Origin of the sequence: Pantoea vagans, from assembly GCF_001506165.1 — a bacterium.
In the GTDB taxonomy this organism is placed as follows: Bacteria; Pseudomonadota; Gammaproteobacteria; order Enterobacterales; family Enterobacteriaceae; genus Pantoea; species Pantoea vagans_C.
In genome coordinates, this window is record NZ_CP011427.1 from 253,382 (window position 1) to 274,942 (window position 21,561).

General features: G+C 54.2%; 17 protein-coding genes and 3 tRNA genes. 16 read left to right on the top strand and 4 right to left on the bottom strand.

The window, feature by feature from the left end; genetic code table 11:
- Positions 1-33: 33 nt before the first annotated feature.
- The 3 genes from mscM to rsgA form a co-directional block, all read right to left on the bottom strand.
- On the bottom strand, positions 34-3,369 hold the full coding sequence (mscM, locus tag LK04_RS01275) for a miniconductance mechanosensitive channel MscM (protein ID WP_039331554.1): 3,336 nt from the start codon (positions 3,367-3,369) through the stop codon (positions 34-36).
- Positions 3,370-3,383: 14 nt separating this feature from the next.
- Positions 3,384-4,280 (bottom strand): archaetidylserine decarboxylase, encoded by an 897-nt coding sequence (asd, locus tag LK04_RS01280; RefSeq protein ID WP_039331553.1) that lies wholly within the window; start codon positions 4,278-4,280, stop codon positions 3,384-3,386.
- Between the two features lie 217 nt (positions 4,281-4,497).
- Positions 4,498-5,544 carry a small ribosomal subunit biogenesis GTPase RsgA gene (rsgA, locus tag LK04_RS01285; protein ID WP_039331552.1) on the bottom strand — a complete coding sequence of 349 codons (1,047 nt, stop codon included), beginning with the start codon at positions 5,542-5,544 and terminating at the stop codon, positions 4,498-4,500.
- Between the two features lie 103 nt (positions 5,545-5,647).
- Between rsgA and orn the strand changes: the two genes are divergently transcribed.
- From orn to LK04_RS01305, 4 genes are all read left to right on the top strand, one after another.
- Entirely contained in the window at positions 5,648-6,196 is a 549-nt protein-coding gene (orn, locus tag LK04_RS01290; RefSeq protein ID WP_039331550.1) for an oligoribonuclease, read from the top strand.
- Positions 6,197-6,539: 343 nt separating this feature from the next.
- Positions 6,540-6,615, top strand: a tRNA-Gly gene (locus LK04_RS01295).
- A gap of 25 nt (positions 6,616-6,640) precedes the next feature.
- Positions 6,641-6,716, top strand: a tRNA-Gly gene (locus tag LK04_RS01300).
- Between the two features lie 197 nt (positions 6,717-6,913).
- Positions 6,914-6,989, top strand: a tRNA-Gly gene (locus LK04_RS01305).
- A gap of 435 nt (positions 6,990-7,424) precedes the next feature.
- On the opposite strand, the gene queG is transcribed toward LK04_RS01305, so the two are convergent.
- On the bottom strand, positions 7,425-8,564 hold the full coding sequence (gene queG, locus LK04_RS01310; RefSeq protein ID WP_039331548.1) for a tRNA epoxyqueuosine(34) reductase QueG: 1,140 nt from the start codon (positions 8,562-8,564) through the stop codon (positions 7,425-7,427).
- Between queG and nnr the strand changes: the two genes are divergently transcribed.
- From nnr to nsrR, 12 genes are all read left to right on the top strand, one after another.
- Positions 8,563-10,077, top strand: coding sequence for a bifunctional ADP-dependent NAD(P)H-hydrate dehydratase/NAD(P)H-hydrate epimerase (nnr, locus tag LK04_RS01315; protein ID WP_071885714.1), 1,515 nt, complete (start codon positions 8,563-8,565; stop codon positions 10,075-10,077). The two genes, queG and nnr, sit on opposite strands and share 2 nt — an antisense overlap.
- Before the next feature lie 6 nt (positions 10,078-10,083).
- Complete coding sequence (gene tsaE, locus LK04_RS01320) at positions 10,084-10,560, top strand: tRNA (adenosine(37)-N6)-threonylcarbamoyltransferase complex ATPase subunit type 1 TsaE (RefSeq protein ID WP_039331547.1); 477 nt, start codon at positions 10,084-10,086, stop codon at positions 10,558-10,560.
- Entirely contained in the window at positions 10,557-12,215 is a 1,659-nt protein-coding gene (gene amiB, locus LK04_RS01325) for an N-acetylmuramoyl-L-alanine amidase AmiB (RefSeq protein WP_039331544.1), read from the top strand. Before tsaE ends, amiB begins: the two co-directional genes overlap by 4 nt.
- 42 nt (positions 12,216-12,257) lie before the next feature.
- On the top strand, positions 12,258-14,105 hold the full coding sequence (gene mutL, locus LK04_RS01330; RefSeq protein ID WP_039331542.1) for a DNA mismatch repair endonuclease MutL: 1,848 nt from the start codon (positions 12,258-12,260) through the stop codon (positions 14,103-14,105).
- Positions 14,098-15,048, top strand: a complete 951-nt coding sequence (gene miaA / locus LK04_RS01335) for a tRNA (adenosine(37)-N6)-dimethylallyltransferase MiaA (protein WP_039331540.1) — start codon at positions 14,098-14,100, stop codon at positions 15,046-15,048. The genes mutL and miaA overlap by 8 nt, the downstream gene beginning before the upstream one ends.
- A gap of 101 nt (positions 15,049-15,149) precedes the next feature.
- Positions 15,150-15,467 (top strand): RNA chaperone Hfq, encoded by a 318-nt coding sequence (gene hfq / locus LK04_RS01340; RefSeq protein ID WP_039331538.1) that lies wholly within the window; start codon positions 15,150-15,152, stop codon positions 15,465-15,467.
- Positions 15,468-15,547: 80 nt separating this feature from the next.
- Positions 15,548-16,828: a ribosome rescue GTPase HflX gene (hflX, locus tag LK04_RS01345; protein ID WP_039331536.1), complete on the top strand. Its 1,281-nt coding sequence runs from the start codon at positions 15,548-15,550 to the stop codon at positions 16,826-16,828.
- 91 nt (positions 16,829-16,919) lie between these two features.
- On the top strand, positions 16,920-18,158 hold the full coding sequence (hflK, locus tag LK04_RS01350; RefSeq protein ID WP_039331534.1) for an FtsH protease activity modulator HflK: 1,239 nt from the start codon (positions 16,920-16,922) through the stop codon (positions 18,156-18,158).
- 3 nt (positions 18,159-18,161) lie between these two features.
- Positions 18,162-19,166, top strand: coding sequence for a protease modulator HflC (hflC, locus tag LK04_RS01355; RefSeq protein ID WP_039331532.1), 1,005 nt, complete (start codon positions 18,162-18,164; stop codon positions 19,164-19,166).
- 57 nt (positions 19,167-19,223) lie between these two features.
- Entirely contained in the window at positions 19,224-19,424 is a 201-nt protein-coding gene (locus LK04_RS01360) for a DUF2065 domain-containing protein (protein ID WP_039331529.1), read from the top strand.
- A gap of 178 nt (positions 19,425-19,602) precedes the next feature.
- Positions 19,603-20,901, top strand: a complete 1,299-nt coding sequence (locus LK04_RS01365; protein WP_039331527.1) for an adenylosuccinate synthase — start codon at positions 19,603-19,605, stop codon at positions 20,899-20,901.
- A gap of 200 nt (positions 20,902-21,101) precedes the next feature.
- On the top strand, positions 21,102-21,545 hold the full coding sequence (gene nsrR / locus LK04_RS01370; protein ID WP_039331591.1) for a nitric oxide-sensing transcriptional repressor NsrR: 444 nt from the start codon (positions 21,102-21,104) through the stop codon (positions 21,543-21,545).
- The last annotated feature ends 16 nt before the right edge of the window (positions 21,546-21,561 follow it).

The following is a 21,561-nucleotide window of genomic DNA, read 5'->3' on the forward strand; positions in this document are numbered from 1 at the left end:
AAACAACGCCCGGCACTTGCCGGGCGTTTTCATTTATAAGCCACCTGATTTGAAAGTCTGGCTTGAAGGCGAGCCATTACTGGCAGGCGTTTTGCGCCCCAGCGTCTCCATGCGTACCTGGAATGGTGGGAACGGCATCTCGATACCATGCTCCTCAAAACCGCGCAGAATCAGCTGGTGCAACTCATGGCGCAGCGGCATACGGTGCCCCATTTCGGCCGCGTGCACACGCAGTTCGAACAGCTGAATACCCTGCTGTAGGTCAACCAGGAACACATCTGGCGCGGGCATATCCAGTACGTAGGTACAGCGTTCGGCGGCCTGCTTGAGGATATTGGTGACTTCATCACTGTTGACGTGAGCCGGGGCAGGGATGGTCAGCACCACACGTGTCACGGAGTCTGACAGCGACCAGTTGACGAACTGCTCCGTGATGAAGGCCTTATTCGGCACAATAATCTCTTTACGATCCCAGTCGGTGATGGTGGTGGCGCGCGTATTAATGCGGGTAATGCTGCCGGTTAAATCGCGAATCGTCACGGTATCACCAATACGGATCGGTTTTTCAAACAGGATGATCAAGCCGGAGATAAAGTTGGCGAAGATTTCCTGCATACCAAAACCTAACCCCAGACCTAAGGCCGCCACCAACCACTGTAGCTTCGCCCACTCCACGCCAATGATGGAGAAACCAATTAAGCCGCCAATCAGCATCAGCGCATACTTGGTGAGCGTGGTTATCGCATAACCGGTGCCAGGCGTCAGGCTGAGATGCTGTAACAGCGCCAGCTCCAGCAGCGCGGGCATATTGCGTACCAGCTGCGTCGTGATGATGAATATCAAAATGGCAATCAACACGGAGCCCAGTGTGATCGGCTGAACGCTCTCCACGCCTTGTATGGTGGTGCTCACATCCCACAGCGGAATGTTGTCGAGGAAGCTAAAGGCGGAATGGATTTCCGACCACAGCACAATCACGGACACCAGCGCAATTAAAGTAAGGATCGATCGCACCAGGCGCAGAGACTGCGCGCTGATCTCATCCAAATCCAGACTGGGTTCATCTATCTCAATGGTGTCAGCATTAGCCGGTGCCTGCTGCTCTTTCTCTTCTTCGCTGCGCGCGCGATTGGCCAGCATGTCAGCACGGCGTTGACGCGCACGATCAAAGGCGATGCGGCGACGCTGAATCAGCATCCAGCGGCGAATGATGTGATAAATCACCAGCAGGAAGAACCAGATACCCACCGAGGTTTCAAGACGCGCCAGCAGCGCCTGCGCGGTCGCCAGATAGCCAATGCAGGAAGCCAGTGCCGCCACCAGAGGAATGGCGATCATCAGGTTCCATAAAATACGGTTGATGAAGTTGTCGCCGTTGCCCTCTTTATCCAGATAAAGCGGAATACCTGAGCGTTTAAGGCTGACCGTGACAATACTCAAGGCACCGCATATCAGGATAAAGCACAGGCGGCCGAGCGTCGCGGAGAACTGCGGATCATCGAGATTGGCGAAGGCAATCAGCAGCATGATTAGCGGCACGATCAAACCAACGGTGAGTGAGTAGTAGCGCATTGCTCGTGCGACACGCGCTTGTGGCCAGCGGAAATGCACCACAAACAGCCCATCGTGGCGGGCGAAAGCCTTGCTGATCATAAAGGCCCACAGCAGGGGCAGGGTGGCGGTAATTCCATCACCAATCGCCACCGCAAACGGGTAAGGCCATGCATGCTGTAAACCAAAGCCCAGCGCGGCCCACAGCACCGGAACCGGCACGGCAACCAGGATTGACCAGAACACCGTGCGTAACGTCAGGCTAAAGCGGTCTTGCGTCACCTTGCCCACGCGGATGGCAGAACGCGCCATAAAGTCATTGTAATGACGGCGAGAGCTGATACTAAAGCCGACCAGTAACACGGCGCAGATGATTGGCATCACCGTTTCTTTACTGGTAAACATCATGGCCATCGCTTTGCCAAGTTGCCCTAAGGTATCCAGCGACAGTAGACGTGTTAAATCGCGCGCCACCTCAATCGGGTATTTTAGGTCAATGGCGCTGACATCGGCGGTCCAGAAAAGATAGCGATGCGTGGCTTCTCTCACTTCCCCCAGCGCATCCTGAAGCTGCGTATTGGAGACTTTGAGTTTGGTGATTTCAAGAATCAGCGTATCGCAGCCAGAGATCAGCGAGTTGAGCAGTTCACGTTGCGTTTTCAGCTGCGCATCAAGGATGCGGCGTTGCTCGCTGGTAAAGGGTGTGCCATCGTCCTGTTTCTCTTTACGCAGATCTTTCTGCCGCTCAAGCAAATCTTCATAGTGCAGGCGCTGAACGCGCAACTGGCCCATTTCGCTGTCAATTTGCTGCGATTTTGGCATATCCGGCAGCCGCGCAACCTGGGCGCGCAACGCTTCACCGAGCAGATTTGAGGCTCCCAGCCACTGTGATTGCTCACGCAGCGTGCTAAGTGCCTGGCGTACTTGCAAGGTTTGATTGGTGGCCAGGCGCTGCTGCGAGGCGACCAGATCCATGCGCTGGGCTTGTGCATTCAGGTCAGCAGATAATTCGCGGTTAACGCGGAACTGGTCGCTGATGGATGCGGGTAAATCTCCGCTGTTTTCTGCCAGCTGCTCGGTGCGCTCCAGCGCCAGTTCCGCTTCGCGTTGGCGTTGGTTGTTAAGTTGATTACGCAGATCCTGCAGATAGTTATCAAGCTGGGTGGCTTTGCGCTGATGCACTTCAGCCCGCATGCGCGCCAGTTCCTGGCGATTATTGGCTGACAGCTGCGCCAGCTCTAACTCGTCAACCCGCGCTTTGTTGGCGGCATTCTCCGCCTGACGTGCATAGATCTGCGCCTGTGCCAGCGGTGTAGCGGCGGCTGAAAAACCTTGCACACGGCGATCGCTTTCGGTCATCGCGCGTCGTGCATCGGTTTGCTGCTGCGGCAGCTGCGAAAGCGAATCACTGATCTCACGAGCGCGATCCTGCTCCTGCTGCGCCTGACGACCTTCCTCCAGCAACTGGCTGCTGATTTGCAAGATCTCTTGATCCAGCTCGGCGCTGCTCATGTTGCTACGCACCGTTTTACTGCCGTCCGTTAGCGTGGCGATCTGCTGGCGTAATTCACGCGCCAGGCGCGGAAAATCATCAATCACCTGTTGATATTGTTTGGCACGCTCCAGTGATTCATCGCGCTCAGACAGGAAATTAATCGCCGCTTCCAGCGCCTGCACCTGCTCGGCTTGAGTCGGTGTGGCTTTGGCGGATTTGGCTGCATCCAGCTCTTGTTTCAGCTGATTGGCGGGTGGAACGGTAGCGGCAAATACAGAACTGCTGAGCACCAGGCTCAGCAGTAGGGAGAGGAAAACACGCACGGGAGAGGTTCCGGTTAGTCGGCGAGCGGGGCGCTATCGCCGAGCTGCGGCAGGGCGATGGCCAGCGGCTGACCAAGGCGGGTTTTGCTTTCAGCTTCCAGGCTCTCCGCCAGTTTCACGCGACCTGGCGCGAACAGGTTAATGACCGTTGAGCCCAGTTTGAAGCGGCCCATTTCCTGGCCTTTCAACAACACGACTGCGCCGTCATGATCGGCAGCCGGATAGCGCCAGCGTTTAATGACCCCTTCACGTGGTGGCGTAATGGTGCCGGCCCAAACGGTTTCGATGCTACCAACGATGGTGGCGCCGACCAGAATCTGCACCATGGGGCCGTGATCGGTATCAAATACGCAGATCACGCGCTCATTACGGGCGAACAGATTGGGGATGTTACGTGCCGTCAGCGGATTCACAGAGTAGAGATCGCCAGGCACGTAGATCATCTCACGCAGGATGCCATTACACGGCATATGCACGCGGTGATAATCGCGTGGTGCGAGGTAAGTCGTGACGAACTCACCATCGATAAACTTTTCTGCCAGGTCGTCATTACCCGCCAGCAGGGCTTGCAGCGTGTAGTAGTGTCCTTTTGCCTGGAAAATTTGATCGCCTTCAATGCGGCCTAACTGACTGACGGCGCCATCGGCGGGCAGTGCCAGTAATGACGCATCGGGATCGGTCGGGCGCGCGCCTTCTTTTAACGGGCGTACAAAGAAGTCGTTAAAGGTGCGGTAGCTACCCGTGTGCGGTTTGCTGGCTTCCGCCATATCCACTTTGTAGTACCAGACGAAAATGTCGATGACCGCTTTGGTCAGCCAGCCACCACGGCGACTGGCGCCCCAGCCAGCAAGTTCGGTAAGCCCTTTTTTGGGCAGAATATGATTCAGGCCGAGTTTAAAACGATCAAACACCGTTGCCTCCTGGCTTAATTACGCTTGGTTTTACAAAAGGGGGCGGATTGTAGCAGCGCCCCGGTCTGTTGGCGAATGTGCTGTTGTATACCCTTCATACTTCAAGTTGCAGGTGCGTTGGCTAAGTGCATTCACCTCAGTCACTGACTTCAGTAGGCTCCTGAGGGTTCATGCACTTGCCGCCTTGCTGAAGCTCGAATTATATTGGGTATAAACGTTAAATATCGTTATCGGGAAAGTTTTTACGCGTTTTTACCTGCGCCATACTCTCCAGAATTCGGTGGTAGTTAACGAAGCGCGACCTGGCAATAACCCCGTTGTTCACCGCTTCGCGCAGGGCGCAGCCGGGATCGGTGTCGTGCTTACAGTCGCGGAAACGGCAAGTACCGAGAAACTCACGAAATTCGACAAATCCACGCGTGATTTGTTCCGGTTCCAGATGCCACAAACCAAATTCGCGGACGCCTGGGGAATCAATCACGTCGCCGCCGTGCGGGAAATGGTATAAACGGGAGGCGGTGGTGGTGTGCTGACCCAACCCCGAGACATCGGAAACATCGTTAGTCAGAATTTCATCGCCCGCCACATCCAGCCCTAAGAGGTTGTTCAGCAGACTGGATTTACCCACACCCGACTGGCCGGCAAAAATGCTCACGCGTCCGGTCAATGCAGCTTCCAGTTCCGCCAGACCATTTTTAGCGTGGCTGGAAACCATCAACACGCGATATCCAATATGGCGATAGATATCCATCTGCTTATCAACCTGTTCACGGGCCTTTTCATCCAGCAGGTCGATTTTATTCAGCACCAGTAAAGGCTCTACGCCGAGTGTTTCACTGGCTACCAGATAGCGATCGATAATATTGAGTGACAGCTCGGGGAGGATCGCCGATACGATGTTGATCTGATCGATGTTCGCGGCGATCGGTTTGACGCCATCGTAGAAATCCGGACGAGTAAGCACGGTTTTACGTTCGTGCACCGCTTCTACGATCCCTTTACCGCCGCCAATCGCTGCGCGCCACACGACACGATCGCCGGTGACCAGCGACCGAATGGTGCGACGGATATTGCAGCGATGGACTTCGCCCGCGCTATCTTCCACGTCTGCGTGCATGCCGAATCGGCTGATCACCACGCCTTCGGACGCTTCTCCAAACAGGCTATCATCCGGTTCGGGCTTCTCGCTCCGTTGCTGCAGACGACGCTGATGGTTGGCGCTTACGCGACGTTGTTGGCCTTTCGACAGTTTGTTTTTACTCACGCATCCTCTCACGGCTTTCGCCAGGCTTCGCCCCGCTGGGCAAAACGTCTATGATACACCTGAATTGAGTGTAATGACGACATTGGCAACGGGCGGGAAAAGCATGACAGCTGGAAATGAACACAATCTGATTTGGATCGACCTCGAAATGACAGGACTCGATCCTGAGCAAGATCGCATTATTGAGATCGCCACGATCGTCACAGATGCCAACCTGAACATCCTGGCGGAAGGGCCGGTGCTAGCCGTGCATCAATCAGACGCGCAGCTGGCGCTGATGGATGACTGGAACGTGCGCACGCATACCAATAGCGGGCTGGTGGAACGTGTTAAGGCTAGCCAGTATGGCGATCGTGAAGCTGAGCTGGCGACCATTGAGTTCTTGAAGCAGTGGGTGCCAGCCAATACCTCACCGATTTGCGGTAATAGCATTGGTCAGGATCGTCGCTTCTTGTTCAAGTACATGCCTGAGCTGGAAGCCTACTTCCACTATCGTTATCTGGACGTCAGCACGCTGAAAGAGTTAGCGCGTCGCTGGAAGCCGGAGATTCTGCCGGGCTTTAAAAAATCCGGAAGTCACCAGGCATTGGACGATATCCGCGAGTCCGTTGCCGAGCTGGCTTACTACCGCGAGCACTTCTTGCAGCTTTAATCTGCAAAGGGTGCGCAGGAAATCATCAGGTTGTCGATTAAATCAGCAAACGCGCAGAAAGCGCAAAATATTGCTTTTAGACTCTTGCGGCTGAAAGGATTTCTCGTATAATGCGCACCCCGTACCGGTGAAGAATTTGAATCGGTGCGAGGCAGTAATACGAAGCACAGAATCGAGTATTTCAGTTTGCAGCCAAGCAGCAAATTGAAAGAAAAATTCAGAATCGAGTATTTCAGTTTGCAACAAGGCGGCAACTGAGCGAGTACCATGGAGCTTACATCAGTAAGTGACGTGGTTGAGCGAAAGCAGCCAACGCAGTAGCAAAATGAAAGACGAAGATTATGCGGGAATAGCTCAGTTGGTAGAGCACGACCTTGCCAAGGTCGGGGTCGCGAGTTCGAGTCTCGTTTCCCGCTCCAAACTTCGTAAGCAAGAACCTCTAATGCGGGAATAGCTCAGTTGGTAGAGCACGACCTTGCCAAGGTCGGGGTCGCGAGTTCGAGTCTCGTTTCCCGCTCCAGAGTTTGCAGTAAACCATCCAAATCACGGATTTAGTCGCTATCGCGATTGTTGTGACAAGAATACCAGGATTCAGAATCGAGTATTTGAGTATGCAGCAAGGCGGCAACTGAACGAATCCCTGGGAGCTTACATCAGTAAGTGACCTGGGTGAGTAAAGGCAGCCAACGCAGGTGCGAACTAAAATACGAAGATTATGCGGGAATAGCTCAGTTGGTAGAGCACGACCTTGCCAAGGTCGGGGTCGCGAGTTCGAGTCTCGTTTCCCGCTCCAAATTTTCATATTCATTAATGTTATTTGCTCTCGGGCGTCATCAGACATAAAACTGCTGCAGTCTTCATCGATCTTATGCGGCGTGGTTTTGTTTCTGGAAATTTTGCGCACCGCTTTAGCACCAACGATGCCTGTAGTCTGTTGCAGTTATCTTACAGGTTATCCACAATGCGCCTGCAACGTACTGACGGCGTTTTACCCTATCTGCAAAACTGTTTTGAACAGAGTTATCCACAAGCTCTGGACAAGCCCCTGCGCGCTATTCTCTACGTAATTGTTTACAGTAATCAGATAACCTTTTGTTTTTAAATGGATTACAGGTATTTCAGTCTGTGAATAGTCTTACCAGAAGATATAACCATCCCCATCACTAATCGGCTTTATAATTTTATTCACAGCATGTGGAAAAGGATTTTATCCTGCGCGTTTGGTTAATCACGCATCACGGGGTAAGCCTTTCTCGACCGCACGCACCAGTCGCAGTTTCTTCGCAGGCTGCACATCCACGGCCTCTGCGGCCCGCTTTTGTAACTGCTGCGCGATAGCCCAGTCAATATGCTCGTCAAGCAGCGGGTGTTCGCCTTTGCGCATTTGCAACACGGCCAGATTTTCGTCTGCCCATGGCGCATTGCCCAGCGCCACCGCGATATTACGCAGCCAGCGTAAATGGCCGATACGGCGAATGGCGGAGCCTTCAGTGATGCGCAGGAATTTCGCCTCATCCCAGGCAAAGAGTTCCACCAACGGCGGCGCGTGTAATACGGCACGCGGTGAGAAATCATCCTCATCTGTCAGCTGACCATAACGATTCCACGGGCAGATCAACTGGCAATCGTCACAACCGTAGATGCGGTTGCCAATCAGCGGGCGGAACTCTTCAGGGATCGCGCCTTCCAATTCAATGGTGAGATAAGAGATACAGCGCCGGGCATCCACCACATAGGGTTCAACGATAGCGGCTGTCGGGCAGATGGTGATGCAGGCCACGCAGCGGCCGCACTGCTCTTCCTGGGGCTGATCGACCGGCAACGGTAGGTCAATCAACAGTTCGCCAAGAAAGAACCAAGAGCCCGCCTCACGGTTGAGAATCAATGAGTGTTTGCCGGTCCAACCTAAACCTGCTTTTGCGGCGATCGGGCGTTCGAGGATGGGGGCTGAATCAACAAACGGCCGAAAATTAAGTTCACCACAGTGCGCCTGGATCATTTCTCCAAGCTTTTTCAGGCGATTGCGCAATACTTTGTGATAATCGCGGCCCAGCGCATAGCGGCTGACGTAGCCCAAATGTGGATTTTTCAGTGTTGTTGCGAAAGCGGCTTTGGCTGGCAGGTAATTCATGCGGACGCTGATCACCCGCAGTGTGCCGGGCAGCAGTTCATGCGGACGCGCGCGCATCATGCCATGACGTGCCATCCAGTCCATCTCTCCGTGATACTGCTTCTCCAGCCATTCCTGTAGTTTGGGCTCTTCCGCGCTGAGATCGGTATCGCAAATACCAACCTGCTGAAAGCCGAGTTCGCGCCCCCACAGTTTTATCTGTTGGGCAAGCTGATGAAGATCGAGAGGGTATGACATGAGAAACCAGGCAATTGAAGCAAACCCGCGCAGTTTAACACACTCTGTCTGGCCTGCGCAGGCGATGAGGCAATTGGAACGTGATGCCGCGGATAGCCTGGGCTTAACGCTATATGAATTGATGCACCGTGCCGGACAAGCGAGTTATGAACTGGCGCGTGCGCAGTGGCCGCAAGCGCAGCACTGGTTGATCCTTTGCGGCCACGGCAATAACGGCGGCGATGGGTATGTGGTGGCTCGACTGGCGCAGGCAGCGGGGATCAACATTACGCTGCTGGCCTGCGAGGGTAACCATCCCTTACCGGAAGAAGCGCAACTCGCTCAGCAAGCCTGGCTAGAGGCGGGTGGTGTCATTCATGCCGCAACCGCTGCGTGGCCGGAAACGGTTGATTTGATCGTAGATGCGTTACTGGGTACCGGAATCAATCGCCCGCCGGCCGCGCCCTATGCTGGCCTGATCGATTTGACCAATGCCCATGGCGCACCGGTGCTGGCGCTGGATGTTCCATCTGGTCTGGATGCTGCTACCGGCGCAACGCCCGGAAGTGCCATCGTTGCCGATCATACTCTCAGCATGATTGCCCTTAAACCCGGTCAGTTGACTGGTAAAGCGCGCGATGTGGTGGGGCGACTGCACTGTGACAATCTGGGCTTAGGCGCCTTTCTGGCTGGCGAGACGCCTCCTGTCCTCCGCTACGATGCGCATGACCTGGTCCGCTGGTTCAAGCCGCGCCGTGCCACTTCGCACAAAGGCGACCATGGTCGGCTGTTGGTGATTGGCGGTGATAAAGGCACGGCCGGCGCTATCCGCATGACGGGCGAAGCCGCGCTGCGCAGTGGGGCAGGGCTTGTGCGCGTACTGACCCATGAAGATAATATCGGCCCAATTCTCACCGCTCGACCCGAGTTGATGGTCGATACCCTTTGCGAGGAAGCGCTGGAGCAGGCCCTGGAGTGGGCGGATGCCATCGCGATAGGCCCAGGCCTTGGACAGCGTGACTGGGCCCAGAAGGCGCTGATGAAGGTTGCGGCCAGTGAAAAGCCGATGCTTTGGGATGCAGATGCGCTTAACCTGCTGGCAATCAATCAGGATTACCGTCAGAATCGCATCATTACACCGCATCCCGGCGAAGCGGCGCGTTTACTGGGGGTGAAAACCAGCGAAATTGAGCGCGACCGCCTGCACGCCGCGAAGACCCTGGCGAAACGCTATGGTGGCGTGGTGGTGCTAAAAGGTGCGGGAACGATTATTGCCAGCACGGATGGTGACATGGCTATCGCGGATGTGGGCAATGCGGGAATGGCGTCAGGCGGCATGGGCGATGTGCTGAGCGGCATCATCACGGCCCTGCTGGGCCAGAAACTGACTTTACTAGAGGCAGCCTGCGCGGGCTGTGTCGCGCACGGTGCAACGGCAGATGCGGTTGCCCTGCAGCGCGGAACGCGAGGCATGTTAGCCACTGATTTGTTCGAACTGCTGTGGCAGTTTGTTAATCCAGAGATGATTCAATAATAAAGCATGAAGACCTGTGTTATTCCTTTGCCCGATGAGGCGGCAACCCTAAATCTGGGTGCGCAACTGGCTCGCGTTTGCAGCAGCGCGGTGGTCATCTATCTCTATGGCGATTTGGGTGCGGGAAAGACCACCTTTAGCCGTGGCTTTTTGCAGGCACTGGGCCATCAGGGCAACGTTAAAAGTCCGACTTACACACTCGTCGAACCTTATGAACTGGGTGACCGTACGCTCTATCATTTCGACCTTTATCGTCTTGCCGATCCTGAAGAACTGGAATTTATGGGCATCCGCGACTATTTCGGCGGCGATGCGCTATGTCTGGTGGAGTGGCCACAACAGGGAACCGGTGTGTTGCCAGAACCTGATTTGGCGCTGACGCTACGCTATGTGGATACGGCGCGTGAAGCGGAACTGAGTGCCGTTTCTGCACTGGGTGAGACGCTGTTACAGCAGTTTCAGCACGGCAGGGAACAGGCATGATTTCACGGATGAAAGGCATCTTACTGGCCGCGATCTGTCTGTTTTCTGCTTCAGCGCTGTCGGCCACACTGTCTGATATTAAAGTTGAGAACGGTGACAGCCAGGCGACGGTAACACTGAGCTTTAACGGCCAGCCGGTGTATGGTTTTTTCCCTCTGCACAATCCAAATCGCGTGGTGTTGGATATTCGCCAGAGCGGTTCGATTAAAGGATTGCCGCTCAATTTCAGCGGTGAAAACATCGTCCAGCGCATTCGCAACAGCCAGCCAAAAGACAAACAGAGTATTCGTCTGGTGTTTGAACTAACCCAGGCGGCAAAAACACGTGCGACAACTCAGCGCGACGGCAATCAATATCGCGTGGTTTTCACCATCAATGGCACACAGCCTGCACGTCGCAGCGCGGCGGCTGCGCCAGTGACAACCGCCCGTCAGAGTGAAAACAGTAGCAGCCAGGGCAATCCGTTTAATGCCAATCCGGTGACGACGGTCTCGAACAGCAATACCACGGTACGCCCTGGTGGTGCGGTGACGCGCAACGATCAGGTCATCGTAGCGATTGATGCCGGTCACGGCGGACAGGATCCGGGTGCGTCGGGCCAACACGGCTTGCATGAGAAAAACGTCACCATTGCCATTGCGCGCAAACTGAAAGCGCTGATGGATCAGGACCCGATGTTTAAGCCGGTTCTGACGCGTAACGGCGACTATTTTATTTCCGTGATGGGTCGTTCCGAGGTGGCGCGTAAAGAGAATGCCAACCTGTTGGTTTCTATTCACGCTGATGCTGCGCCAAACCATTCCGCCACGGGCGCATCCGTTTGGGTGCTGTCCAACCGTCGTGCCAACAACGAAATGGCCAACTGGCTGGAACAGAAAGAGAAGCAGTCTGAATTGCTGGGTGGTGCCGGTGATTTACTGGCGAATAGCCAGGCCGATCCTTACCTGAGCCAGGCGGTGCTGGATCTGCAATTTGGTCATTCTCAGCGCGTAGGATATGACGTCGCAGTGAAAGTGTTACAGCAGCTGCGCGGTGTGACACCATTGCATAAACGTTTACCGGAACATGCCAGCCTTGGTGTGTTGCGTTCCCCTGACATCCCTTCTTTACTGGTTGAGACTGGCTTTATCAGTAACGCAGCGGAGGAGCGGCTGCTCGGCAGTAGCGCGTATCAGGAAAAGATTGCTCAGTCGATTTATAAAGGACTGCGCAACTATTTCCTCGCGCATCCGCTGCAATCGGTCCCAAAGGAGGAAAACCGGCCGCTGGACAGCGCACCAGCGGTTAGCGTCGCCAGCAACCCGGCGACCGGCACGGTGCAATACACAGGCGCAACACAGCGTCATACGGTGACGCGTGGCGAAACGCTTTCTGGCATTGCAGCCAAGTATGGTGTCAGCATGGCGACACTGCGCGATCTCAACAATCTTAAACGCGATGTGGTTTGGGTGGGTCAGCGTCTTAAAGTACCGGCCAAGTCGGGCGTCAGCGTTACCGCCGCCAGCCGCCCAACGCGACACAAAGTGGTTCGCGGTGATTCGCTCACGGGGATCGCCGCCCATTATGGCGTTAGCCCGAAAGCTATCATGCAGGCCAATAATATGAAGTCGAGCAATGTGATGCTGGGGCAAAACTTAAAGATTCCGCAATCCTGATTGCTGGCTCTGAGGAGCCAGCCCGCTACAAGGATCACCACCATGCCAATACAGATTTTACCACCGCAACTCGCGAACCAGATTGCCGCAGGCGAAGTGGTTGAGCGTCCTGCATCGGTTGTAAAAGAGCTGGTGGAAAACAGCCTTGATGCCGGTGCGACGCGCATCGACGTGGATATCGAAAAAGGCGGTGCGAAGCTGATTCGTATTCGTGACAACGGCTGCGGTATTGCGAAAGCCGAGTTGGCGATGGCGCTGGCGCGTCACGCTACCAGTAAAATATCCTCACTCGATGACCTTGAGGCAATTATCAGCCTCGGTTTTCGCGGAGAAGCCCTCGCCAGTATCAGCTCAGTTTCACGACTCACACTCACCTCGCGTACCGCCGAGCAAAACGAAGCATGGCAAGCCTATGCTGAAGGGCGCGATATGGATGTCACGGTCAAACCGGCGGCGCATCCGGTGGGCACCTCGCTTGAAGTCCTCGATTTGTTCTACAACACGCCGGCCCGGCGCAAGTTTATGCGTACGGAAAAAACCGAGTTTACGCATATTGATGAAGTGATACGTCGCATTGCGCTGGCTCGTTTTGACGTGGCGATTTCCCTGACGCACAACGGCAAGCTGGTGCGCCAGTATCGCGCGGTGGATCAGGATGCGCAGCGAGAGCGTCGGTTGGGGGCAATCTGTGGCACCACCTTTATTCAGCATGCACTGCGTATTGAGTGGCAGCATGACGATTTAGCCCTACGAGGATGGGTTGCCGATCCCGCGGGGTCGCGCCAGGTCACCGATTTACAGTATTGCTACGTCAATGGCCGTATGATGCGGGATAAACTGATTAATCACGCGATTCGCCAGGCCTATCAAACGCAACTCGGTGACGATCAGCAGCCCGCTTACGTACTGTATCTGGAAATTGATCCTCACCAGGTGGATGTGAATGTCCATCCTGCCAAGCATGAAGTGCGCTTTCACCAGTCGCGCCTGGTCCATGATTTTATCTGGCAAGGGGTGATGAGCGCACTGCAGGCGAGCCGCACGGCGGAGCTACCCATTGCTCAGGCTGAAGAACCCGCACCACAGTGGCAGCCAGAGAATCGGCAGTCGGCTGGTGCGAATCATTTTGCACAGCCTGCCCGCACGCCACGTCAAAGTGGTGGCGCAGCAGCAGGCGCTAACTGGCAGAATAAAGAGCCGGTTTATCGTGCGCGTGAAGGTGCCGCCTATCAGCAGTTGATGAAAACCCCGGTGGTGGAAATGCCTGGTGCTGCTGCACCGCAACCGGCACCGGTACGCCAGCCTGAAATGCAGGAAGCGCCACTGGCTGCTCATGCGCAAAGTTTTGGCCGTGTATTGAGCGTAATGCAGGAGCGCTATGCGTTGCTGGAGCGGGGTAATCAGTTACAGTTACTGTCGTTGAGCGTTGCCTCACGCTGGCTAAAACAGGCCCAGTTACAACCTGGAGAGCAAGGGCTGAAACCTCAGCCTTTGTTGATCCCAGTGAGGCTGAAAATTGCCAAAGAAGAGTTACCCGTCATTGATGCCCAAGCCGCGTTATTAACCCTGATGGGCATTGATTTACAACGGGAAGGTCAGCATGTGACCCTGCGCGCCGTCCCTTTACCGTTACGCACACAAAATTTACAAATCTTGATTCCAGACCTGTTAGGCTATCTCGCCCGGCAGCAAGAGGTTTCTGCATCCTCGCTGGCCCAATGGCTGGCAAGACGTGACGATGCCGAAACGGCTCACTGGAATCACTCGCAGGCGATTGCACTGCTGGCTGAGCTTGAACGGCTTTGCCCGCAACTGCTTAAGTCGCCGCCTTCAGGTCTGTTACAGGCCATTGAGATTGAGAGCGCGATTAACGCGTTGAAGCATGAGTGAACTAAACCAGGCTGGCCGGCCAAAGGCTATTTTTTTGATGGGGCCCACCGCTTCCGGAAAGACGGCGTTAGCGATTTCGCTGCGTCAGCAACTTCCAGTGGAACTTATCAGCGTTGACTCTGCCTTAATCTATCGTGGGATGGATATTGGCACGGCGAAACCGTCGGCAGAGGAGTTAGCACTGGCGCCCCATCGTTTGCTGGACATTCGCGACCCGGCAGAAGCTTATTCTGCTGCTGAGTTTCGTCGCGATGCGCTGGCAGAAATGGCGGAGATTACCCAAAAAGGTAAGATTCCGCTGCTTGTTGGTGGAACCATGCTCTACTTCAAGGCGTTGCTTGAAGGATTGTCGCCGTTGCCCTCGGCCGATCCGGACGTGCGTCAGCGGATAGAGCAAATGGCGGCGGAGAAAGGGTGGGATGCCCTGCACCGCCAGCTGTGTGAAATCGATCCGGTCGCCGGTAGTCGTATTCATCCGAATGATCCGCAGAGACTTTCGCGAGCACTGGAAGTTTTTTTTATTTCGGGTAAAACTTTAACGGAACTGACAAAAACGTCCGGCGAAGCGTTACCCTACGACGTGTACCAGTTTGCTATCGCTCCGGCGAGTCGTGAACTGCTACATCAACGCATTGCGTTGCGTTACGACCAGATGCTAGCGTCAGGATTTGAAGCGGAGGCTCGTGAACTGTTTGCACGAGGTGATTTGCATACGGACATGCCTTCCATTCGTTGTGTGGGTTATCGCCAGATGTGGTCTTATCTTTCTGGTGAAATCGATTACGACGAAATGGTTTATCGGGGAATTTGCGCGACCCGGCAGCTCGCGAAACGCCAGATGACCTGGTTACGTGGCTGGCCTGAAGTCCACTGGTTAGACAGTGACGAGCCAGAATTAGCGCGTAATGCGGTGCTTCAGGTTGTTAGTGCGAAGCAGGGATGATTGTGTACAATTGGTCCGTTATCGTGCGCAAATTTTTACGCAGTTTTTCTGAACCACGGTTCTTAAAGTAACAAACAACAAGCATATAAGGAAAAGATAGAATGGCTAAGGGGCAATCATTACAAGACCCGTTTTTGAACGCTTTGCGTCGTGAACGTGTACCGGTTTCGATCTATTTGGTGAATGGTATTAAGCTGCAAGGGCAAATTGAATCCTTTGATCAGTTCGTCATTCTGTTGAAAAACACGGTTAGCCAGATGGTGTATAAGCACGCCATCTCTACAGTGGTTCCTTCTCGTCCGGTTTCGCACCATAGCAACACCCCGGGCGGTGGCGGTGGTAGCAGTAATTACCACCATAGCGGAAGCAACCAGGGCGCTCAGTCGCAGCCACAACAAGACGGCGATAACGCAGAATAATTTTGCGCTGCCGTAAAGCCAGGGCTGGGGAGCGATAACGTTTTCCCGTCCTGGTTATTTTATTTTAGCGAGGTTATAGCTTGTTTGACCGTTATGATGCCGGTGAGCAGGCCGTACTGGTACACATCTGGTTCTCCCAAGACAAAGAGCTGGAAGATTTGCAGGAGTTTGAAACTCTTGTCTCTTCTGCGGGCGTCGAAGCGCTGCAAGTGATTACTGGCAGTCGCAAAGCGCCACATCCCAAATATTTTGTCGGTGAAGGAAAGGCAGTTGAAATTGCCGATGCGGTGAAAGCGAGTGGAGCATCGGTCGTTTTATTCGATCATGCCTTATCGCCTGCCCAAGAACGTAATCTCGAGCGTGTGTGCGAATGTCGTGTTGTTGATCGCACCGGCTTAATTCTTGATATTTTTGCTCAGCGCGCCCGTACCCACGAGGGTAAGTTACAGGTCGAGCTGGCACAGCTACGCCATATGGCAACCCGTTTGGTGCGTGGATGGACGCACCTTGAGCGCCAGAAAGGCGGTATTGGTCTGCGTGGTCCAGGTGAAACTCAGCTGGAAACGGACCGCCGTTTGTTACGTAACCGCATTAGCCTTATCCTTTCCCGCCTTGAGCGTGTAGAGAAGCAGCGCGAGCAGGGCCGACAAGCGCGTGCCAAAGCGGATGTGCCGACTGTCTCGCTGGTGGGGTATACCAACGCCGGCAAATCTACTCTGTTTAACGCAGTCACCTCTGCCAATGTCTACGCGGCGGACCAGTTGTTTGCCACACTCGATCCGACGTTACGTCGTCTGAACGTGGCGGACGTGGGTGAAGTGGTATTAGCGGATACGGTCGGATTTATTCGTCACCTGCCGCATGATTTAGTGGCGGCCTTTAAAGCCACTCTGCAAGAGACGCGTCAGGCGACGCTGTTACTGCATGTGATCGACGCGGCAGATTTACGCGTTAACGATAATATTGAAGCCGTAAATGAAGTGCTGGCAGAAATCGAATCCGATGAAATCCCCACACTGCTGGTGATGAATAAGATCGATATGCTAGAGGGATTTGTCCCGCGTATTGATCGCGACGAAGAGAATAAACCAACGCGTGTTTGGCTCTCTGCGCAGAGCGGAGAAGGGCTGCCCTTACTCTGGCAGGCGCTTTCTGAGCGTTTAGCCGGTGAAATCGCGCAGTATGATTTACGTCTGCCGCCGGAAGCAGGCCGTTTGCGCAGCCGCTTCTATCAGTTGCAGGCGATTGAGAAAGAATGGAATGAAGATGATGGTTGTGTAGGGTTGCATGTGCGAATGCCAATTGTTGACTGGCGTCGTTTATGCAAACAAGAGCCATCGCTCGCCAGCTATATTGTTTGATATTGCCCAATCGAATTTACCTGAATCACGTGTGTTTTCTTTGGGTACACGCAGTAGGGTAAAACGTTATTATCATAAATGGAGTAGAGACATGGCGTGGAATCAGCCCGGAAATAACGGACAGGACCGCGACCCGTGGGGAAGCAGCAATAATCAAGGCGGCAACTCTGGGGGAAATAAGGGAGGGCGCGATCAGGGGCCCCCTGATCTGGATGATATCTTCCGTAAGCTGAGTAAAAAACTCGGCGGACTGGGCGGTGGCAAACAGAGTGACAACAATGGCCAACGTGGCGGCGGTAGCGGTGGCAAACTGGTTGGCATTGTAGCCGTCGCAGCTGTGGTCATCTGGGCTGCCAGCGGTTTCTACACCATTAAAGAAGCGGAACGTGGCGTCGTCACGCGCTTCGGCAAATTCAGCCATCTGGTTGAGCCGGGCCTCAACTGGAAGCCCACCTTTATCGATCAGGTCCGTGCCGTGAACGTTGAAGCGGTGCGTGAACTGGCAGCCTCTGGCGTGATGTTGACCTCTGACGAAAACGTGGTGCGCGTTGAAATGAACGTACAGTACCGCGTCACCGATCCTGAGCGTTATCTGTATGCCGTGACCAGCGCCGACGACAGTCTGCGTCAGGCCACCGACAGCGCATTGCGCGGCGTCATTGGCCGTTCAACCATGGACCGCATCTTAACCGAAGGCCGTACCGTGGTGCGTAGCGAGACCCAGCGTGAACTGGACGAAACCATTCGCCCTTACAACATGGGTATTACGTTACTCGACGTCAACTTCCAGGCGGCTCGTCCACCGGAAGAAGTCAAAGCGTCGTTTGACGATGCCATCGCTGCACGTGAAAACCGTGAGCAGTACGTGCGTGAAGCCGAAGCCTATTCGAATGAAGTGCAGCCACGTGCGAACGGTCAGGCACAGCGTATTCTTGAAGAAGCCCGCGCTTACAAAGAGCGTACTGTGTTAGAAGCACAGGGTGAAGTGGCGCGCTTTGCGTTGTTGCTGCCTGAATACAAGGCTGCTCCGCAAATCACTAAAGAGCGCCTGTACATCGAGAGCATGGAGCGCGTGCTGAGCCATACTCGCAAAGTGTTGGTTAACGATCGTGGTAACAGCCTGATGGTTCTGCCGCTGGATCAACTGATGCGTGGTGGCCAGACGTCTGGCAACCAGGGCGGTCAGAAGACCACCAATTTGATGAAGTTCCCGTCGTCTGACAGTTCAGCCAGCAACGAAGAGACTTCTTCATACAGTCCGAGCAGCATCATGGACCAGCGTCGCGCCAATGCGTTACGCAACGATACCCAGCGCGCAGGGAGGGAGTAATCGATGCGTAAGCCAATTATTGCTGTAATTATTGTCGTACTGGTGGCGCTGTATGCCTCACTGTTTGTAGTGCAGGAAGGCGAGCGCGGTATCGTGCTGCGCTTCGGTAAAGTTCTGCGTGATAGCGAGAACAAACCGCAGGTGTATGCGCCGGGTCTGCACTTCAAGATTCCTTTCATCGAAACCGTGAAATCTCTTGATGCACGTATCCAGACCATGGATAACCAAGCCGATCGCTTTGTCACCAAAGAGAAGAAAGACCTGATCGTTGATTCGTATATCAAATGGCGCATCAGTGACTTCAGTCGTTACTACCTGGCAACCGGTGGTGGTGATGTTTCTCAGGCGGAAGTCCTGCTGAAACGTAAGTTCAGTGACCGTCTGCGTTCTGAAATGGGTCGTCTGGATGTGAAGGATATTGTTACTGATTCACGTGGCCGACTGACTACAGATGTACGTGATGCGCTGAATACCGGTACTGCAGGCAATGACGATGAAGTTCAGACGCCAGCAGCGGATGATGCCATCGCCAATGCAGCAGCCCGTGTAGAGCGTGAAACCAACAGCAGCGAGCCAGCGCCAAATCCAAACAGTATGGCGGCACTGGGTATTCAGGTGGTGGATGTGCGCATCAAGCAGATCAACCTGCCAGCAGAAGTCTCGGATGCGATCTACAACCGTATGCGTGCTGAACGTGAAGCAGTGGCGCGTAGCCAGCGTTCACAGGGTCAGGAAGAAGCGGAGAAACTGCGTGCCCAGGCCGATTACCAGGTGACTCGTACTCTGGCTGAAGCGCAGCGTCAGGCTTTGATCTCTCGCGGTGAAGGTGATGCGCAGGCGGCGAAGCTGTTTGCGGATGCATTTGGTCAGGATCCTGATTTCTATGCCTTTATCCGTAGCTTACGTGCTTACGAGAACAGCTTCTCTGACAATCAGGATGTAATGGTGTTAAGCCCAGATAGCGATTTCTTCCGTTATATGAAGGCGCCCACTAACGCCACGCGTTAAGAACTGATATAACCTTGAGGCCGACAATGTTGTCGGCCTTTTTTTTGGAAAAATAGAATGAACACAACCATCTGGATGGCGCTGGCGTTAGTTTTGGTGCTGGAAGGGCTGGGGCCGATGTTTTTGCCGCGAATCTGGCGCCGTATGATCCTGTCCATGGCTCAACTGCCGGATCGCATCCTGCATCGTTTTGGTGGCGGCTTAGTGGTCGCTGGCGTGGTGATCTACTACATGCTGAGCGCCCACGCGAGTGCCTGATAAGTAAATTTGTGCGCTATTTCACAGCTAAATGGTGTCTGTCCCGCGTTGTTTACCCAACATCTTGTGAGTTGATCAAAACGCAGGCAAAAAACAGCGCAATCGTATGCTAAAAGTGCTGAAAGAGACAAAAACCGATGGTAGAATCCATTTTTAAGCAATCGGTGGTTTTGAAAAAATGGGTAAGAACGTCGTCGTACTGGGCACCCAATGGGGTGACGAAGGTAAAGGTAAGATCGTAGACCTTCTGACTGAACGCGCGAATTACGTTGTGCGTTACCAGGGTGGCCACAATGCAGGCCATACACTTGTCATCAACGGTGAAAAAACCGTCCTCCACTTAATTCCCTCTGGCATTCTGCGTGATAACGTGACCAGCATCATTGGTAATGGTGTTGTGCTGTCACCTGAAGCGCTGATGAAAGAGATGAAAGGTCTGGAAGAGCGCGGTGTGCCGGTACGTGAACGTCTGCTGATCTCTGAAGCATGTCCACTGATTCTGCAATACCATGTAGCGATGGACGTTGCGCGCGAAAAAGCGCGTGGTGCTAAAGCTATCGGTACAACCGGTCGTGGTATCGGCCCAGCTTATGAAGACAAAGTGGCTCGCCGCGGTCTGCGTGTCAGCGATCTCTTCAACAAAGAAACCTTCGCCGTTAAGCTGAAAGAAATCGTCGATTTCTACAACTTCCAGCTGGTTAACTACTACAAAACTGACGCAGTAGACTACGAGAAAGTGCTGAGCGATACGTTGGCCGTGGCCGACGTTCTGACCAGCATGGTGGTTGACGTCTCTGAACTGCTGGACGGTGCGCGCAAGCGTGGCGACCTGATCATGTTCGAAGGTGCGCAGGGTACGCTGCTGGATATTGACCACGGTACCTATCCGTACGTGACTTCGTCTAACACCACTGCAGGTGGCGTGGCGACGGGTTCGGGTATCGGTCCGCGTTACGTTGATTACGTGCTGGGTATTGTTAAAGCTTACTCAACGCGCGTCGGTGCGGGTCCATTCCCAACCGAGCTGTTTGATGAAACTGGTGAATTCCTGTGTGCACAGGGCCACGAGTTTGGCGCCACCACGGGTCGTCGTCGTCGCACTGGTTGGTTGGATGCGGTTGCCGTGCGTCGCGCAGTGCAGATCAACTCCCTTTCAGGTTTCTGCATGACCAAACTGGACGTGCTGGATGGCTTGAAAGAAGTGAAAATCTGCGTGGCGTATCGTATGCCAGATGGCCGCGAAATGACTACCACACCACTGGCTGCTGAAGGCTGGGAAGGTATCGAGCCAATCTACGAAACCATGCCAGGCTGGAGCGAAACCACCTTTGGTGTGAAAACGCTGGAAGGCCTGCCACAGACAGCACGTGACTACATCAAGCGTGTAGAAGAAGTGACCGGTGTACCGATTGATATTATTTCAACTGGCCCGGACCGCAGCGAGACCATGATTCTGCGCGACCCGTTCGACGCATAATCCTTCAGGTTCTCCTCAGGCCGGACATTGTCCGGCCTTACTTCATCCGTTCTTTGACTCCGCTCACTCTCTTTTTCGTGCAAATATCGACACTTGCCTGAAAAAAACGCACCGGCCTCCACGCTCTGGTTTATCATCATACTTAAACACCACGCCGACCGGCGCATAACCATAACAATCGATGATTCACTGAGGTGTATGTGCAGCTAACGAGTTTCACTGATTATGGTCTGCGTGCGCTGATTTACATGGCGACGCTACCCGAAGGTAAGCAGACCAACATTACTGAAGTCACCGATACCTACGGGGTGTCGCGTAACCATATGGTTAAAATCATCAACCAACTGAGCCGGGCCGGCTACGTTGCTGCGACGCGCGGCAAAAACGGCGGAATTCGTTTAGGCATGGACCCGGAAAAGATCGTGATTGGTCAGGTGGTGAGAAAAATGGAGCCTTTGCAGCTGGTAAACTGTGAGGAGTGTGCCATCACACCAGCCTGTCGCCTACGTAAGGCGTTGTATGACGCGGTCCAGTTATTCCTTAAGGAACTGGATAACTATACCCTGGCCGATCTTGTCAGAGACAACGACGGCCTGTACCAAATTTTATTGTCCGAACCGCCGGTGGCAATCCAAATTAAATGACATCGGAGGAACCGTA